The organism is Ensifer sp. LC163 (genome assembly GCF_001695855.1).
GTDB lineage: Bacteria > Pseudomonadota > Alphaproteobacteria > Rhizobiales > Rhizobiaceae > Ensifer.
In genome coordinates this window covers 117,870-134,204 of record NZ_MBSS01000010.1, presented here as the reverse complement: position 1 = coordinate 134,204, position 16,335 = coordinate 117,870, and the positions used below count along the sequence as shown (strand labels likewise).

At 57.3% G+C, this 16,335-nt stretch carries 16 protein-coding genes, 1 pseudogene and 1 riboswitch; of the genes and pseudogenes, 9 read left to right on the top strand and 8 right to left on the bottom strand.

What is annotated here, in order from left to right; all coding sequences use genetic code 11:
• Positions 1-562: 562 nt before the first annotated feature.
• From BC360_RS09330 to dctP, 8 genes and pseudogenes are all read left to right on the top strand, one after another.
• On the top strand, positions 563-1,207 hold the full coding sequence (locus tag BC360_RS09330) for a class I SAM-dependent methyltransferase (RefSeq protein WP_065795020.1): 645 nt from the start codon (positions 563-565) through the stop codon (positions 1,205-1,207).
• 56 nt (positions 1,208-1,263) lie between these two features.
• Complete coding sequence (locus BC360_RS09325; protein ID WP_065795019.1) at positions 1,264-2,007, top strand: TylF/MycF/NovP-related O-methyltransferase; 744 nt, start codon at positions 1,264-1,266, stop codon at positions 2,005-2,007.
• 435 nt (positions 2,008-2,442) lie between these two features.
• A riboswitch (TPP riboswitch) is annotated at positions 2,443-2,545 on the top strand.
• 141 nt (positions 2,546-2,686) lie between these two features.
• Entirely contained in the window at positions 2,687-3,430 is a 744-nt protein-coding gene (locus tag BC360_RS09320; RefSeq protein WP_065795018.1) for an ABC transporter permease, read from the top strand.
• A gap of 34 nt (positions 3,431-3,464) precedes the next feature.
• Positions 3,465-4,412 (top strand): ABC transporter substrate-binding protein, encoded by a 948-nt coding sequence (locus BC360_RS09315; protein ID WP_139109971.1) that lies wholly within the window; start codon positions 3,465-3,467, stop codon positions 4,410-4,412.
• Positions 4,409-5,149, top strand: a complete 741-nt coding sequence (locus tag BC360_RS09310; protein WP_065795017.1) for a hydroxyethylthiazole kinase — start codon at positions 4,409-4,411, stop codon at positions 5,147-5,149. Before BC360_RS09315 ends, BC360_RS09310 begins: the two co-directional genes overlap by 4 nt.
• Complete coding sequence (gene thiE / locus BC360_RS09305) at positions 5,136-5,798, top strand: thiamine phosphate synthase (RefSeq protein WP_065795016.1); 663 nt, start codon at positions 5,136-5,138, stop codon at positions 5,796-5,798. The genes BC360_RS09310 and thiE overlap by 14 nt, the downstream gene beginning before the upstream one ends.
• On the top strand, positions 5,795-6,604 hold the full coding sequence (gene thiD, locus BC360_RS09300; protein WP_065795015.1) for a bifunctional hydroxymethylpyrimidine kinase/phosphomethylpyrimidine kinase: 810 nt from the start codon (positions 5,795-5,797) through the stop codon (positions 6,602-6,604). The genes thiE and thiD overlap by 4 nt, the downstream gene beginning before the upstream one ends.
• A 42-nt stretch (positions 6,605-6,646) precedes the next feature.
• Positions 6,647-7,123: pseudogene (dctP, locus tag BC360_RS09295) on the top strand (TRAP transporter substrate-binding protein DctP); the annotation flags it as partial.
• A gap of 49 nt (positions 7,124-7,172) precedes the next feature.
• Here the strand turns inward: dctP and tnpC are convergent.
• From tnpC to tnpA, 3 genes are all read right to left on the bottom strand, one after another.
• Entirely contained in the window at positions 7,173-8,825 is a 1,653-nt protein-coding gene (gene tnpC, locus BC360_RS09290; RefSeq protein WP_065795013.1) for an IS66 family transposase, read from the bottom strand.
• Positions 8,826-8,887: 62 nt separating this feature from the next.
• Entirely contained in the window at positions 8,888-9,241 is a 354-nt protein-coding gene (tnpB, locus tag BC360_RS09285; protein WP_028005268.1) for an IS66 family insertion sequence element accessory protein TnpB, read from the bottom strand.
• On the bottom strand, positions 9,238-9,681 hold the full coding sequence (gene tnpA, locus BC360_RS09280; protein WP_065795012.1) for an IS66-like element accessory protein TnpA: 444 nt from the start codon (positions 9,679-9,681) through the stop codon (positions 9,238-9,240). Before tnpA ends, tnpB begins: the two co-directional genes overlap by 4 nt.
• Before the next feature lie 292 nt (positions 9,682-9,973).
• Between tnpA and BC360_RS09275 the strand changes: the two genes are divergently transcribed.
• Complete coding sequence (locus BC360_RS09275; RefSeq protein WP_065795011.1) at positions 9,974-10,897, top strand: nucleotidyltransferase and HEPN domain-containing protein; 924 nt, start codon at positions 9,974-9,976, stop codon at positions 10,895-10,897.
• A gap of 143 nt (positions 10,898-11,040) precedes the next feature.
• Here BC360_RS09275 and BC360_RS09270 read toward each other — a convergent pair whose 3' ends face one another.
• From BC360_RS09270 to BC360_RS31425, 5 genes are all read right to left on the bottom strand, one after another.
• Complete coding sequence (locus tag BC360_RS09270) at positions 11,041-12,093, bottom strand: sn-glycerol-3-phosphate import ATP-binding protein UgpC (RefSeq protein WP_065795010.1); 1,053 nt, start codon at positions 12,091-12,093, stop codon at positions 11,041-11,043.
• Positions 12,093-12,941: a sn-glycerol-3-phosphate ABC transporter permease UgpE gene (ugpE, locus tag BC360_RS09265; protein ID WP_065795009.1), complete on the bottom strand. Its 849-nt coding sequence runs from the start codon at positions 12,939-12,941 to the stop codon at positions 12,093-12,095. The genes BC360_RS09270 and ugpE overlap by 1 nt, the downstream gene beginning before the upstream one ends.
• 9 nt (positions 12,942-12,950) lie before the next feature.
• On the bottom strand, positions 12,951-13,832 hold the full coding sequence (ugpA, locus tag BC360_RS09260; protein WP_065795008.1) for a sn-glycerol-3-phosphate ABC transporter permease UgpA: 882 nt from the start codon (positions 13,830-13,832) through the stop codon (positions 12,951-12,953).
• Positions 13,833-13,904: 72 nt separating this feature from the next.
• Positions 13,905-15,209, bottom strand: coding sequence for a sn-glycerol-3-phosphate ABC transporter substrate-binding protein UgpB (gene ugpB / locus BC360_RS09255; protein WP_065795007.1), 1,305 nt, complete (start codon positions 15,207-15,209; stop codon positions 13,905-13,907).
• 615 nt (positions 15,210-15,824) lie between these two features.
• A complete protein-coding gene (locus BC360_RS31425) occupies positions 15,825-16,178 on the bottom strand; it encodes a hypothetical protein (RefSeq protein WP_139109969.1) in 354 nt (117 codons plus the stop codon).
• Positions 16,179-16,335 lie beyond the last annotated feature (157 nt).

Sequence of the window (16,335 nt, the reverse complement as noted above, 5' to 3'; positions counted from 1 at the left end):
GCTTCACTTTCCATGCTAACGCCATTCATCTCAGCTTTCTCCTGCTGACCACGAATCGCTTACGCTAGCACACCATTGCCCAGCCCGAATCCCCCGATTTTGTGACTCAGTAAGACTAGCACCCTTAACTTCAAGTCGTTATGCGGCCGCACCTTGGCGGAGGCAAGCTGCGAACCAAAAAGGAAAGTCTCCTCATCGGCTTCCCACGGGCAGAAACGATTGCAGAAGGTCGCTTTCGAAGTGTGGAGTGCTCCGAATTGGGCCGACGGGGAACCGTTTTTTTTCCGGGTTTAAGCTCAGTTCGGCGGCCGGCGAGCCGTTCATGAGCGAACTCAGCACCTTATTTCTGATTGCGCTGTGTGGCGGGAACTCATTTTGTTCATTACGCCAATCCTCCATCTTCGAGCGAGCATCTGAATGGTTCTCTTTTCGGACGTTAGAGCATTTCAGGCGTGAGGAGCTTTGACGCTTGTTAGGCTCTATGGCAATACTGTCCGATGGAGGATGCAGCTATGTGCTGCTTTCACGAGTCTTTGGATCGGCCTGTTGGGGAAATCGCGAAATGAGCGTTAGAGATGAGACTTTGAATTCAATTGGTTTGCGGATGGGTACGGATAAATCGTCGGACGTTCACGATTTCCTCCGACTCTACGACAAGCGGCTGAGCCACTTGCGGGACGAAAAGTTCAACTTCTTTGAAGTAGGTGTCTTTAAGGGTGGCTCAATACGAACGTGGCGGGAGTATTTTTCAAAGGCTACGATTGTAGGTATAGATTACGATGCTGAGTGCGAGAAATATGCGAATGAGAGAATAAATATTCGCATTGCGGATCAGTCAGATATTCATGCCGCTTTCGATATTGTTCAAGAGTTTGGAAAACCACTCGTGTTTCTGGATGACGGCTCGCATAGGTGGGATCATCAAATTACGACGTTGCAAATATTCTGGCCCCTTCTGGAGAGAGGTGGCATCTATATTATCGAGGATCTCGATACCAGTTTCGATGGGCATCTTAAGGAGGCGCCCTTCGAAGGGTATTCGCCGATATCAACATACGATTACTTATCTAAGTTGGGAAGAATGCTCGTGGGTGACCAAGCGGTTCAAGAGGAAAAGCCATACGATCTCTTCATCGCGTCTCAATACAAAAATGTGGATTCCGTGGAGTTCATTCGAAGAAGTTGCATAATTACAAAAAAAAGTTGATTGGAAAACGCGGAACGTAAAAGCGTTATGGGTGTTTTATTTGTGGGAATTAATAAATGAACGACGATAAGTTCCTAAGGACGTTAGTTGAGTATTCAACGAAACACAATGCAGAGCTGAATGACTATCCGATTAACGATATTGATGACGACGAAAACTTCTATGCGTTGTTCCTGAAGTGCCGCCCCTATACAATGACCAGTAAGGAGGCGATGTATGCGCTATACAAAGCCGTGGAGTATGTCGTGAGGGGAAACTTAAGCGGCGCTTTTGTGGAATGCGGAGTTTGGAAAGGAGGGAGTGCACTACTGGCTGCCCATGCATTTCACCTGTTTGAGCGTTCGGCGCGGGAGATTTGGCTCTATGATACATTTGAGGGGATGAGCGAACCTACGGAGGTCGATGTAGATGTGACTGGCACAACTGCCAAGCAATACATGGACGTTTATGGTGATGACGGTAAGTGGTGTTATGCCGGCTTGGAGTCGGTAAAGAGTGTCTTTGCCGATGAGGGGTTACATACTGGAGTTAATTTCATTCAAGGCGATGTTGTTGAAACACTAAAGCACCAGCGGCCAAACTCGATAAGCATTTTGCGATTAGATACCGATTGGTATGAGTCAACTAGGGCTGAACTCGAATATCTATATGATTTGGTGGTGCCTGGGGGAGTGTTGATATTTGACGATTACGGACATTGGCGGGGATCACGGCAGGCTGTCGATGAGTTTTTCTCCTCACGAACCCCGCTTTACCTTCAAAGGATCGATCCTGGTGTGCGTCTGGCCATAAAGCGATAACTGCACTGAGGTGATTTGAACTAGGAAACGAGTTTGAGGAGTAGAGTGATTGCTAGACCTAGTAATCTTGTAATCTGAGACGGTGTTTCGTTTTTCCGTACACTCAGTACACGCGTCTTACGCCAGATGTCGATGGCAGGCGGCCATGTGTTGTGGTGGTGCGCGACTTCGGAGTCTGGTTCTGGGTCGGTTAGAGACAGCGTGGCTATGGGCATTTGCAAGGGGTGACCGTCCTTACGGAGGTGGCGGTCCGCTGATCGTGGCCTATCGCTACGAGGACGGTCAAAGGTAGTATTATTTTGAGACTTGTCTATTGTCACGATTGGCTATGCTGAACATTCACGCGGACGTTGGCAAATTCGTTGGCTCCCACAGTCGGAAGACTGAATTTCACAAGTGCCGTTGACAGCGGTTCCAAACTCTCCCATTGATTTAAACGATTCCGAGGGGAGCACTTCACAGTGCTGAGATGGCGGTGAGCCGGACCCTTGAACCTGATCCGGGTCATGCCGGCGTAGGAACGGGAAAAGAGCCGCTCTCGGCAAACTAATCGCGTCTTCGCTTTCACCTGGGTCTCCGTGATGTTTTGTCTGGAGATCGATCGATGCTGTCTTTTGCCAAGTTGCCGCCGGGTTGCGGGTTTGCATTTTGTTCGGGTCGCTGCGTCGGCTGACCGGCGATGCGTCTGGTGCTCATTTTCGGTCGCAGCCTTATCGTGCTTGCTGCCCTTTGGCAGGCGGCCGTGCTTGTTTTTGCGTTGCCGCGCTATCTGTTGCCGACGCCGCTGGAGGTGCTGGCCGTGTTCGCGCGGCAGCCGGGATTTCTGCTCGAGCAAAGCCTGGTGACCATTGCCGAAATGCTGGCCGGTCTCGCCGTCGGTACGACTTTCGGTGTTGCGACGGCTATCGGGCTTGCAGCTTTTCCGCGGCTAGGAAAACTCGTCTGGCCCTTCGTGCTTGTCCTCCAAGCCTTTCCCGTCTTCGTCATCGCGCCCTTGCTGGTGCTGTGGTTCGGCTTCGGCATGGTCTCGAAGATCGTGATGGCGGCCATCATCATCTTCTTTCCCGTTGTATCCGCATTTTCAGATGGTCTGCGTCGTATTGACACGCAGATCCTCGATGCCGTGGCACTGACCAAGGCGAGTCACTGGCAGGCGCTAAGGCTCGTGCGACTGCCGCTGGCGTTGCCGGGGCTGGTGACCGGTCTGCGCGTTGCGGCCCCTTTGGCGCCGCTCGGCGCCGTCGTCGGCGAATGGGTCGGCGCCTCGGCGGGCCTCGGCTTCGTTATCGTCCAGGCGAACGCCCGCATGCAGACGGATGTCGTCTTCGCTGCGATGGCCATTCTCGCCGTTCTCGCCGTCGGCCTCAGGCTTCTCGTCGATGAGGCAACACGTCCACTCGCGCACTGGGCGCGAGAAACCTGAATTTCCGAGATCAACTGGGAGAGTTCATAACATAATGATCCGCAAATTTCTGATTTCCGCCAGCTTTGCGTTAGGCGTCGTCCTTTCAACCGGCTCAGCAACGGCCGCCGAAAAACTGACGGTGATGCTGGAGTGGTTCGTCAATCCCGACCATGCTCCGATCGTCGTCGCCAAGGAGCTCGGCCTGTTCGAAAAGGCGGGGCTCGATGTCGTACTTTTACCTCCGGCCGACCCTTCGAGCGTTCCGCGTCTGGTCGCAGCCGGGCAGGCCGATATCGGCGTGCACTATCAACCGAACCTCTATCTCGACCATGCCGCGGGTTTGCCCCTCATTCGCATCGGCACCCTCGTCGAGACGCCGCTCAACACCGTCACCGTCCTTGACGACGGTCCGATCCGCAGCCTCGCCGATCTGAAGGGCAAGAAAATCGGCTTTTCCGTCTCGGGTTTCGAGGACGCGATGCTCGGCCGGATGCTGGCTTCGGTCGGTCTCAACAAGGAAGATGTCGAGCTCGTCAACGTCAACTTCGCTCTGTCGCCGTCGCTGATCGCCGGCAAGGTCGATGCAACCATCGGCGGTTTCAGGAATTTCGAACTGACGCAGATGCGTTTTGAAGGGCGCGAGGGCCGATCGTTCTTTCCCGAAGAGCACGGCGTGCCTGTTTATGACGAGCTCGTCTTCGTCACCGACAAGGCGAAGGTCGCCGACAAGCGATTGCGGCCATTCCTGGCCGCGGTGGAGCAGGGGGCGATCTTTCTCACCAATCACCCTGAAGAAGCCTGGAAGCTGTTTGTCAAAGCCTATCCGAACCTCGTCGACGAACTCAACCGCAGCGCGTTCACGGACACGCTGCCGCGCTTCGCCAAGCGGCCGGCCGCGCTCGATCGCGGTCGCTATGAGCGGTTTGGCAAGTTCCTTGCTGAAAGCGGCCTGATTGGCCAGGAACCTGATGTCGACGATATCGCGGTGGAAATCCGATGACGTGCGAAACTGGCTTCGTTGAAAATGCTGCTGCATCGCTGGTGCTTGTGCGGCAGCAGCGTCCACATGTGCATTGCCTGATGAACACGGTGGTGCAGAAGTTCGTGGCCGATGGGTTGGCGGCTCTGGGTGCTGTTCCCTCGATGACATCGGCCCCGGATGAGGTTGCGGCTTTTGCCCGGCGCGCAGATGCGCTCGTCGTCAACCTCGGTACGCTTGATGAAGAGCGGCGCACGGCGATCCGCCTGGCGACCGCCGTTGCACGTGATGCCGACAAGCCGTGGATCGTCGATCCCGTGCATTGCGATTATTCGCCGTCGCGGCTTGCCTTCGCCCGGGAACTCTTAGCATCCGGACCTTCCGTTGTTCGCGGCAATGCCAGCGAGATGGAGATCATCGGTGAGGTCGATGGTGTCCTGAAGATCAAGACCGGGCCGATCGACGAACTTACACTGGATCGGCACACGATCCGGGTTGAGAACGGACATCCTCTCATGGCTCAAGTGACGGGAACGGGGTGCCTGTCGGGTGCCTTGATTGCAGCCTACATGGCCGTCGAGCCGGATCGCCTGAAGGCGGCCACGGGTGCGCTGCTAACAAGCGGCATTGCCGCGGAGATCGCCGCGGAACGATCGAGTGGTCCCGGAACCTTCGAGGTTGCCTTCCGCGATGCGCTCGCAGAAGTCCGCCCTGAGGATATCATTGCCAATGCCAGGATTTCCCATGCCGAAGGTTGATTATCGCCTGAAGGCGCTCGTCGATGCGCCCCTTGGAGACAAAACGAACTTGGCTGATCTGGCGCGTACGGCTGCGCTCAGTGGCGCGACACTCATCCAGTATCGCGACAAGACGAACTCGACACGAGAGATGATCGAACAGGCGCGGGCAATCGGTGCTGCGCTTGCCGAAACCGGCGTGCCTTTTGTTATCAACGACCGCGTCGATGTGGCGCTTGCGGTGGGCGCCGATGGCGTCCATCTCGGGCGGGACGACATGGACGCGGCAACGGCGCGTTCGATGATGGGCGATGCTACGATTATCGGCTTGACGGTCAAGAACGAAATGGATGCACAGACTACCATTGGTTCACCGATTGATTACGCCTGCATCGGAGGTGTCTACGACACGCTGTCGAAGCATAACCCCGATCCGCCGGTCGGCCTCGAAGGATTCGCTAGGCTTCGCGTGACGCTTCTGGCGGCCAAGCCGGATCTGCCTGTCGGAGCCATTGCAGGCATCAATGTGCAGCGCGCCGCTGACGTCGTTGCCGCCGGAGCCGATGGCGTCGCAGTCATTTCCACGATCTTTGCCGCTTTAGACCCGGCAGCGGCCACACGCGAGTTGCGCGCTGGTGTCGACTTAGCTCTGAGGGAGGCTTCGCGATGACCGCCATTGCAGTCACCATTGCGGGCTCGGATTCCGGCGGCGGGGCGGGCATCCAGGCGGACCTGAAGACCTTTTCCGCTCTCGGTGCCTATGGAGCAAGCGTAATCACTGCGATCACGGCGCAGAACACCAGAGGCGTAACGGCGGTCGAGGATATCTCGCCAGCGGTCGTCCAGGCTCAGATTGACGCAGTGTTTTCGGATCTTGCTGTTGGCGCCGCAAAGATCGGCATGGTGTCTCGCAGAGAGACGATCGCGGTCATAGCCGACGGACTTCGCCGATACGGCAAGATGGCAGTGCTCGACCCTGTGATGGTCGCCACATCCGGTGACGCGCTGCTGCGCCCAGATGCCATTGCCGCGCTGAGAGAGCAACTGCTGCCGCTGGCGCTGATCGCCACGCCTAACCTGCCGGAGGCGGCATTGCTGACCGGGCGCGCGATTGCGACGGATGAGACAGAGATGGCCCATCAGGCCGAGATCATTCTAAAAGCTGGCGCGCGCTCGGTTCTCATCAAAGGCGGGCACGCGGGCGGCCCGGAGGCGACAGATATCTTCTTTGATGGAGGAGAGCCTGTTCGGTTGAAGGCGCCGCGGATCGAAACGACGAATGACCACGGCACGGGGTGCACACTATCGGCAGCGATTGCTGCCGGGCTCGCAAACGGATTGTCGCTCACGCAGGCTGTGATCGCGGCCAAAGACTATCTGCATCGTGCCGTCGTTGCGGCTGGCGATCTGAAAGTCGGGCAGGGCCGAGGACCAGTCCATCACTTTCATCGCTGGTGGCAACCTCATGCTCGCTAGCATCGCCCAAGCGTTGTTGCTGCGGTTGGAGCGAGATTACGTGTCATCCAGAGCCCGCTTCATGCGACGCTGTGGGAAAGTTTCGGTGCCGTCCCAGTCGGCCTGCTGATCACCGAGACCTATAACGCGCTTGCAACGGGCGTCGTCGATGGCATGGACCTGACGAAATCCGCCTATGCCGGCTTCAATCTCTACGAAGTCGTGCCTGACGTGATCGAAACCGGCCACATCTGGGCATCCGGTGCTCTCGTTTTTGCCAAGCCCTTCTGGAGCGGCCTAACGGTTGAGGAAAGGGAGGCATTCCGGGATGCTGCCATCGAGGGTGCACGGTATTTCAACGAACTGATCGTTGCCGATGAGGCGGCCTCGGTCGAGTTGGCGAAAACTGCCGGTGCGCGCTTCAACGCCGCCGACGACCGAGACCAGTGGATCGCGGGCGCACGAAATGTGTGGGCGGCATACGCGGATAAAGGTATGCGGCGTTCACGCCCCATTGATTTTTCAATTGCAGCGATCTGAGGCCGATCCTCGGCGGTCAAATGAGCTCACCGAAGAGTACCTGATGAGCTCATCGTGAGGCCTTGATGCGGGCGGCATAGGCCCACGGCATCAGGGCTTCGATGTCCTTGGCGAGGTGGCCGTTTGCGAGGCGGGTGAAGAGGTCGCACAGATAGGCGTAGGGCTCAACGCCGTTCATTTTGCAAGTGCCGATCAGACTGGCAAATCTAGCCCAATTGCGCCCCCCTTCATCGTGCCCCGCAAAGAGCGCATTGCGGCGGTTCATGGCCGGTCGGCGGATCGCGTTTTCCACCAGGTTGGAGTCGATATCGACGTGGCCGTCGTCCAGGAACAGCCGGAAGCCATCCTGCCGCGTCAGCATATAGGCCAGGGCTTTTCCGAGGTCAGACTTGCGTGAGACGCGCTTGGCTTGCGCTGCCAGCCAGGTGAAGAACTCGTCCACCAGCGGGAGGGACAGGTCCTGTCGAACTGCCCGGCGATGTTCGGGATCGCAACCCCGTATACTGTCTTCGATCTTGTAGAGCGCGGCGATCCGCACCAGCGCCTCGTCGACGATGGGCGATCCGCTCTTCGGCGTGGCCTTGATCAGCTTTCTGCGCCCGTGCGCCCAACAGAAAGCCAGCGTCAAGGGATCGCCACCCACCCGGTCCGACGTGGCGAGGTGAGAGTAACCACCGTAGGCATCCACCTGGATTGTCCCGTTGAACCCGTCGAGGATTTCAGCGGCATATTCGCCTTTACGCCCGGGCCGGTAATGGAACACCACGCCTGGCGGCGCAGAGCCATTCCAACCGCGGTCGTCACGCAGCACGGCCCACAGATAACCGGTCTTCGTCTTGCCTCGCCCCGGATCAAGCACCGGAGCCGTTGTCTCGTCGACATAAAGCCGCGTGCTTTCCCACAGCAGCCGTTTGGCCATGTGGTCTACCACCGGTGCGATCGCAGCACCCGTCCTGCCCATCCAATCTGCCAGCACCGTGCGGTCGATCGGTACGCCGTGTCGCGCCATGACCTCGGCCTGCCGGTTGAGCGGCATATGTTCGGAATGCTTGGAGACGGCAATCTCAGCCAGAAGGGCTTCGGTCGGCCAGCTCCCTTCCAAGAGATGCGCCGGCGCTCTGGCCTGGACGACGCCCGTTCGACCCTTGGGGCATGCGTATCTCGGGCGGATCGTGACGATCACCTCGTAGCGTGCCGGAATCCGGTCGAGCCGTTCCGTCCGATCCTCGCCGATCCGGACCATGTTGCCGCAACCGCAGGGACAAACGATGCTCTCGGGCTCGATCACTCTCTCGACCCGCGGCAGATGTTCGGGCAGTGCACGGGCCTTACGCTCCTTGCGAGGAACGGCCTTGTCCGGATCGGATGCGCTGGCTTCGATCTTTTTCTCGACGGCGGCGATCCGCGCCTGTGTTTCGGCAATCGCCGTTTCAAGGTCTTCCAGCGCCAGTTCCATCTGCGCCGGATCGAGCTTTTCCGATTTCGGCCCGAACTTCGTGCGCCGATAGTCGTGAACCTGCCCCTCAAGCTTCTCGATCAGTTCCTTCAACTCGGCGATGAACGCGTCCTTTTCGGCCACCACCGCCTGCTCATGCTGACGTGCAGCACGCTCGACCGACAGCTCGAACTGCATCGCCGCAAACGCCTTCACCACCTCTGGCGGAAGGTTCGGAAACAGGCTGAGATCAAGGGGCGACGACATGCGGCCTTATAGCAAGGAAGCACAAAAAAGCCAAATAAAACAATGCAAAGACGGCCTGATATTCACCCTGCCGCCGACGGCGCGGTCACCCGTTGCGCCATGACCCGTCGCCAGTCAAGACCTTCGAACAAAGCCTCATATTGACCTCTGGAAAGACGCATCGTCCCATCCTGAACCTTGGGCCAGGCAAAGTTTCCATGTTCAAGAATTTTGTAGGTTAGCACCATTCCGGTGCCATCCCACACCAGGATTTTCAGGCGATCCCCGCGCTTCGACCGGAAGATCACCGTCACCCCGGAATGCGGGTCGAGCTTCAACTCGGTCTGCACCATCAGAGCCAGCGCCTGATGCCCACAGCGGAAGTCCACCGGCCGCGTTGCAATCAGGATCGGCAGTCGTTGGCCCGCGACGATCATGCCGTCCCTCGCATGGCTCGCACCAGAGCCGCCACACGTTCAACCGGCACATCGCCGGGAACCCGCATCACAACGTCCGGGCCGATCTCCAACGTCAAGACCGGACAAACCGCCTCCGACAGCGGCGGCGCCAAAACATTCACAGCCTCGCTCGGCTCTGCCGCAATCGCTAAAGGCACAAAGGCAGGCTCGGCATCGCCGCTCTCCGACAGGCCCGGCATAGCCTCAAAAGGCAGGGCCAGAATGCCCTCGCGCGCTTGCCGGCGCCAGAAGGAAAGCTGGTGCGGAACAACGTCATGACGGCGCGCGACATCAATAACACGAACACCAGGCTCAAGGCTTTCCGCCACGATCCGCGCCTTCACAGCATCCGGCCAACGTCGGTTTCCGCGGCGCGGCTCGACAACTTCGTAGCGCCCAACAAATCCATCATCTGCCATGCAAATCTCCAGATAGTCCTGGAAACCTTCTCGCACGCCCAGCCAGCCTCAAAATACAGCCTATCCAATGGGGCGGAGACGGCGCTTACGGATAAAGTGGGTAGCATGGAGGTGGTCGAAGCCGTGCAGGCAACGGGTTAAGATAGATTGGCTGGTGAGGCGCTAAAACTGAAATCCTCCTGCTGTTACATAATATTGTTAGGGTTCTCACTCCCTTGCCCCCGGTTTAGAGTGTCGCGAATCGCATCCCACAGGTTGACGAATGCAGGGTCCACAACACAGCCACGCGCCGATGAAATCCAGCATCGCTCATCTTCCTGAGCGTAAGCAGCGCGAACTCGCTCGCGTCGTCGAGGTACTGCATGAGGAGTTTGAGGACGCGCTGAAGGACGGTACTGCCGACTTCAAAAAACGTGGTCGAATACTGAAGATCATTTTGTTCGGTTCTTACGCGCGCGGAAATTGGGTGGATGAGCCGCACACGAAAAAGGGTTACCGCTCGGACTACGATATCCTCGTGGTTGTGAACAACAGCAAGCTCACGGATTTCACACGTTATTGGGCGAAGGCACAGGATCGACTGCTGCGGCTGTCGGGGATCGAAACACCCACGAGCTTGATCGTGCACTCCCGGCGCGAGGTGAATACCTCTCTCTACGAGGGCCAGTACTTCTTTATCGAGATTCGAAACGACGGGATCGTGCTCTACGAACTAGATGACGAACCACTCGCTGTGCCGAAACCGCTTTCCAAAGTCGATGCCTTCCGGATCGCCACAGATTACTTCGAAGACCGTTTGCCACACGCTAAGACCTTCTCCGAAGGGGCTTCATTCTTTGTTGGTGGAAGGAAGTTCAAAGAAGCCGCCTTCCTACTGCATCAATCGATCGAACAAGCATACGCCACACTTCTTTTGGTCCTGACGAACTATAGTCCTGCATCCCATAATTTGAGCTTCCTGCGCGGGCGCGCCGTAGAGCAGCATAGGGAGTTGGCTGAGGTCTGGAGGGCTGATCAGCAGCGTTTCGTTTCATGGTTTAATATCGTCAATGAAGCCTATGTAAAAGCACGTTATTCTAGGCATTATGAAATTACCGAGGAAGCATTGGTGTGGCTACTGGACCGGACCGAGACACTGATCGATCTCGTAGAAAAAGCCTGCCGTAACCATCTCGAAAAACTCAAGGCAGAAGTCGAAAGCACTAGGAAACTCTGAGAATAGAAAGCGATATCAGCTAATTGCGCTACTACCTTGATGTTCTTCGTTGGTTTGAAGATCGAAACGCGGGTAGGGCGCTAAACAGCGCTGAAGCGCGAAGCGGCCTCAGCCGCCACTCCGCCCGCCAAGTCTTCATGGCGTTAGGCCACGCGCCGGCCCCTATCATCGAACACATGCAGGTCCTTGGCTATCGCTCCAACCGTCACATGGTCGTCGATCTGTCTGACCGAGCGACCGGGTACGCGAAACACAAGATCCTGACCATTGGCGAATTTGCCATGCACGTAGCTTTCCGCTCCAACGAGTTCGATGCTGTCGATGCGGACCTTGGCGGTGAAATCAAAGTCCGTCGCGTTGGGTTCGCAGACTGCGAGGTCTTCCGGTCGGATGCCGATCGTAAATGCGCCTGCTGGTTTGGGCACATTTGGCGAGATCGACCAGCCCTCAAGAGTTTCGGCATGTTTGAGCAGGTTCATCGACGGTGAACCGATGAAGGTTGCGACAAAGGTCGTTGCCGGTTTTTCGTAGAGTTCGATCGGTGATCCGACCTGCTCGATCTGTCCGCCATTGACGACGACCAGCTTGTCGGCAAGCGTCATCGCTTCCATCTGGTCATGCGTGACATAGACACTTGTCGTGCCAAGAGACCGCTTCAAGCGCTTGATTTCTATGCGCATCTGTCCTCTCAGCTTGGCGTCTAGATTGGACAGCGGCTCGTCGAACAGAAACGCCGCCGGTTCGCGCACGATCGCCCGTCCCATGGCTACGCGCTGGCGCTGGCCGCCGGAAAGCTGGCGTGGTTTGCGGTGAAGGTAAGGCTCGATCTCGAGCGTCTTTGCGGCAATCGCGATCCGACGCTCGATCTCCTCCTTCGGGGTGTTGCGGTTCTTCAGTCCGTAGGCGAGGTTTTGATGGACCGTCATATGCGGGTAGAGCGCGTAGTTCTGAAACACCATCGCGATGTCTCGCTCGGCCGGTTCCAGATCGTTGACCGTCCTGTCACCGATGACGATCTCGCCGGAACTGATGCTTTCCAGCCCAGCAATCATGCGCAGAAGTGTCGACTTTCCGCATCCGGAAGGGCCGACGAGAACGACGAGTTCGCCATCGTCGATCTGGAGCGAGACGCCCTTGATTGCCTCGATATTGCCGCCATAGATCTTGCGGACGTTGTTCAGTGTAATTTGAGCCATTACTTCTCAGTCTCCACAAGGCCTTTGACGAACCAGCGCTGCATCAGCACGACAACGAGAATTGGCGGGATGATCGCCAGGATCGCCGTCACCATCACATAGTTCCAAGGCGTCGAGGCGTCGGTGAAATCGACCATGCGTCGCAGGCCGATGATGATCGTGTTCATCTTGGCATCGTTCGTCACCAACAACGGCCAGAGATACTGGGTCCAGCCGTAGATGAAGAGGATGACGAACAGCGCTGCAATGTTGGTTTTCGAAAGCGGAAGCAGGATATCGCGCATGAAGCGAAAGGGGCCGGCATTGTCGATGCGGGCGGCCTCCACCAGCTCGCCTGGGATCGTCAGAAAGAATTGCCGGAAGAGAAAGGTTGCCGTGGCCGATGCCATCAGCGGCAAGGTCAGCCCGGCATAGGTATCGATCAGCCCAAGGTCAACGATCACCTTATAGGTGGGCAGGATACGCACCTCGACCGGCAGCATCAGCGTAATGAAGATCATCCAGAAGAAAACCATCTTCAGCGGAAAGCGGAAGAACACGATCGCGAAGGCAGACAGGAAGGAGATGACGATCTTGCCGACGGCGATGGCGATCGCAACGACAGTCGAATTGAACAGCAGCCGTTCAAGGCTGACGCCAACCACACGCTCGACGCCGCCGGACATTGCCTCCGTGTAGTTCTCGGTCAGATGATCGCCGATGGCCAGTGACATCGGCGGACGGATGATCTCGACCGAGGTGCGGGTGGAAGCGACAAAGGTGTAGTAGATCGGAAAGGCGACGATGATGACGCCGATGATCAGTACGAGATGGCCGATGAAATTGGCGATGGGACGTTTTTCAATCATCGGCGCGCCTCATGAGTAGTGAACCCGCTTCTCGACGAAGCGGAACTGGAACGCCGTCAGTGCGACGACGATGACCATGAGGATGACCGACTGGGCCGCGGAACTGCCGAGGTCGAGATTGACGAAGCCATCATTATAGACCTTGTAGACGAGCGTTTCAGTCGCCTTTGCCGGGCCGCCGCCGGTGACGGCATGGATGATGCCGAACGTGTCGAAGAAGGCGTATACCGTGTTGACCACGAGCAGGAAGAAGGTCGTCGGCGCCAGAAGCGGGAAGACGATCGTCCAGAAGCGCCGCGCGCCCCGCGCGCCATCGATCGATGCTGCCTCGATCAGCGATTTCGGGATCGCCTGCAAACCGGCGACGAAGAAGAGGAAATTATAGCTGATCTGCTTCCAGGCGGCCGCAACGATGACCAGGACCATGGCCTGGTTGCCGTTCAGGAGCGGATCCCAGGCAAAGCCGTTCCGCCGAAGGATATAGGCAAACGTGCCCATCGCCGGATTGAACATGAAGAGCCACAGCATGCCGGCAACGGCGGGTGCGACAGCATACGGCCAGATGAGGAGCGTGCGGTAGACGTTTCTGCCGCGAACGACGCGGTCGGCTGCCGTCGCCAACAGCAGGGCCACGGCCATGGACAGAAGCGCCGTCGCCAGGCTGAAGACCACCGTCACTTCTAGGGAATGCAGGTAGTCCGGATTTGAGAGAACAGCGCGAAAGTTCGCGAGGCCGACGAATCCGGATTTCAGGCCGAACGGATCCTCGCGAAGCACCGATTGGTAAAGTGCCTGGCTGGCTGGCCAGAAAAAGAAGATGACCGTGAGCACGATCTGCGGCGCGAGCAGGAGATAAGGCAGGATTTTATTGGGAAAGACGACAGGCTGCAAAGCGACCCCCTTCTTTGCTTGAGGAGAGGACCCACCCCGGGTGGCGCCCGGGGCAGGTCTGCTGTTGCGTCGTTAGTTTCCGATAGCTGCCGCGATTGCGGCGTTCGCCTTCTTGGTACCTTCGGTCAAGGCCGCTTGCGCATCCTTCTGCCCGGCAAGCATGGCCTCGAACTCTTCGTTGAGGATGTCTCGAACCTGCGGAAGATTGACGAGCCGCACGCCCTTGGAGTTTTCCGTCGGCGCCTTGCCCATCATCTGCAGGATCGGCGTTTCACGGCCGGGGTTCTTCTCGTAGAAGCCCGACTTCTTGGTTTCCTCATAGGCGGCGAGGGTAACAGGTAGATAGCCCGAGACCTGATGCAGCCGTGCCTGGATTTCGGCCTTCGAAAGGAAGTTAAAGAACTCGGCGATGCCCTTGTATTCATCGTCGGACTTGCCGGCGAACACCCAGAGGCTTGCGCCGCCAGGAATGGTGTTCTGCGGACCGTTGCCCTCGTAATAGGGCAGCTGGCTGATACCGTATTTAATACCCGACTTGATGATGTCGCCGAGACCGCCCGATGATTCCGTCAGAATGGCGCATTCACCTGAGGTGAAGAGCTGCTTGGCCTCAGAGGTGCGGCCGCCATAGCGGAACGTGCCGTCCTTTGCGAGATCGGCGATCGCCTGGAAATGCTGCACGAACAGCGGCGCGTCGACCTTCAGTTCCACGTCGAGAGCGGCCAAGCCGTTCTCATTGGTTCCGTAGGGCACGTTGTTCCAGGCTGCGAAGTTCTCGGTCTGGATCCAGGTCAGCCAGGTCGAGGTGAAGCCGCAGGCCGAAGCACCACTCGCCTTAATCTTCTTGGCTGCGTCGAACACCTCCGGCCAGGTCTTCGGCGGTTTCTCGGCATCAAGGCCAGCTTTCGCGAACGCGTCCTTGTTGTAATAAAGGATCGGCGACGAATTGTAGGGGAATGACAGCATCGTGCTGTCAGCCTTCGAGTAATAGGCGACGATACCGGGCAGGTACTGGTCCTTGTTGAATTCGTAACCGCCCTTCTGAAGCACGTCGACCACTGGCAGGATTGCGCCTTCGGCGCCGAGCATCACACCACTACCGGCATCAAAGACCTGCAGGATGGCGGGCGCCTGCTTGGAACGGAACGCGGCAATGCCGGCGTTCAACGTTTCAGGGTAGGTGCCCTTGAAGACCGGAACCACCTTGTAGGCGGTCTGACTATCGTTGAATTCCTTTGCGAGCTTGTCGACAACTTCGTTGTTGGCGCCGGTCATGGCGTGCCACCATGAAAGCTCGGTTGCGGCCAATGCGTTTGAAGCCAGGCCGGCTGAAAATGCGGACGCGACCACAACGGTCCAGTTCAAATGTCTGAACATGATTCCTCCCATTTCTCAAAAGCCAGGGCATTTGGCACGCCCGGCGAAATCGATCCTCCTCGATCGAAGCTTGCACAACCTTCGCTGCGAAACCAAAAAGTAGTAGAAACGAAATGAAATGAATATGCAACGAAGATATGACAATGGAACACGCATTCCACTGACCGCCGGGGGAGTGCTTCTCAGCGCCAGTTCTTGTGGATGCTTTCAGTGGCTCTGTGTAGGCCCATCGTTTCGTTCGCAACCAACAAAAGGCCGGCTTGGCGTTGTTCCCGAAATAATCAGCGGCCTGCCCGCGACATTCTCACAACGTCGAGAAGCAGACATACTTTCTCTTCGATCTTTGCGCACTGAGCTTCTAAGTCGGTTAGGCGCGTCGAATCACGCGGACTAATTTGTAGTTCGCTGTCGCGTTCCTGCGTGGTCGTTGCGTAGGACTCAAATAGCTGGTCAAGAGCGAGCGCATCGTGCGATTGCAATTGATCGCGACGGGCGGGAAGCCTCAGGCAGAGCCGAGCCTGTCCAATTTTCCTGAGGTCCATTAAAACTCCTTTTCCGCATTCCTGCGCGACAAGAATTTTAGTGCGTAACCTGTTAAAACGGAAGGGGAATGGGTCAACCTGCGACCGCATCAACATAAAGGCCGATCTGTTCGTTCGGCCAACGGCAAGCCTCGATGACGTAGGACTGGGCGATGTTGGCGAGCATGACCATCGCGTATGGCCGCGTAAGCCTCGCTGGTATTTGGGTGAATCGTCGCCATGTTCTGATCGAATGAGCATCGCAAAACCACTTTGTTAAGGTCTTGCCACATTGGTACGGGGTGTCGGCAGGCGACGGTAATCGTCCCGATGAACCTGCCACATCAGCAACTCGCAGATCTGCGTCTTCCTCGCAAACCGCAATAGCAGTGCCAACCAATGCGACGGCGACCAAGGCAGCGGTAGACCGATTTTGCTGCTGCACCATGATGCGACACTCGTTAGGTTGATGTAGCGTCGGGTTGGTTCGATTGCTCCTCCCGAGAATACGGATCCCGTGTCTCCATAAAAATCCCGCACAAATCAGCTTTGCTGATCGCTTTTGGATTCTTTCGAAAGTCCGCCTGCGCGGTCGTGCGTTCAGC

Coding starts and splice junctions, on each gene's coding strand:
- BC360_RS09330 (WP_065795020.1), top strand. CDS start 563: ATGAGCGTTAGAGATGAGACTTTGAATTCAATTGGTTTGCGGATGGGT.
- BC360_RS09325 (WP_065795019.1), top strand. CDS start 1,264: ATGAACGACGATAAGTTCCTAAGGACGTTAGTTGAGTATTCAACGAAA.
- BC360_RS09320 (WP_065795018.1), top strand. CDS start 2,687: ATGCGTCTGGTGCTCATTTTCGGTCGCAGCCTTATCGTGCTTGCTGCC.
- BC360_RS09315 (WP_139109971.1), top strand. CDS start 3,465: ATGATCCGCAAATTTCTGATTTCCGCCAGCTTTGCGTTAGGCGTCGTC.
- BC360_RS09310 (WP_065795017.1), top strand. CDS start 4,409: ATGACGTGCGAAACTGGCTTCGTTGAAAATGCTGCTGCATCGCTGGTG.
- thiE (WP_065795016.1), top strand. CDS start 5,136: ATGCCGAAGGTTGATTATCGCCTGAAGGCGCTCGTCGATGCGCCCCTT.
- thiD (WP_065795015.1), top strand. CDS start 5,795: ATGACCGCCATTGCAGTCACCATTGCGGGCTCGGATTCCGGCGGCGGG.
- tnpC (WP_065795013.1), bottom strand. CDS start 8,825: ATGTCGTCGCCCCTTGATCTCAGCCTGTTTCCGAACCTTCCGCCAGAG.
- tnpB (WP_028005268.1), bottom strand. CDS start 9,241: ATGATCGTCGCGGGCCAACGACTGCCGATCCTGATTGCAACGCGGCCG.
- tnpA (WP_065795012.1), bottom strand. CDS start 9,681: ATGGCAGATGATGGATTTGTTGGGCGCTACGAAGTTGTCGAGCCGCGC.
- BC360_RS09275 (WP_065795011.1), top strand. CDS start 9,974: ATGAAATCCAGCATCGCTCATCTTCCTGAGCGTAAGCAGCGCGAACTC.
- BC360_RS09270 (WP_065795010.1), bottom strand. CDS start 12,093: ATGGCTCAAATTACACTGAACAACGTCCGCAAGATCTATGGCGGCAAT.
- ugpE (WP_065795009.1), bottom strand. CDS start 12,941: ATGATTGAAAAACGTCCCATCGCCAATTTCATCGGCCATCTCGTACTG.
- ugpB (WP_065795007.1), bottom strand. CDS start 15,209: ATGTTCAGACATTTGAACTGGACCGTTGTGGTCGCGTCCGCATTTTCA.
- BC360_RS31425 (WP_139109969.1), bottom strand. CDS start 16,178: ATGGTGCAGCAGCAAAATCGGTCTACCGCTGCCTTGGTCGCCGTCGCA.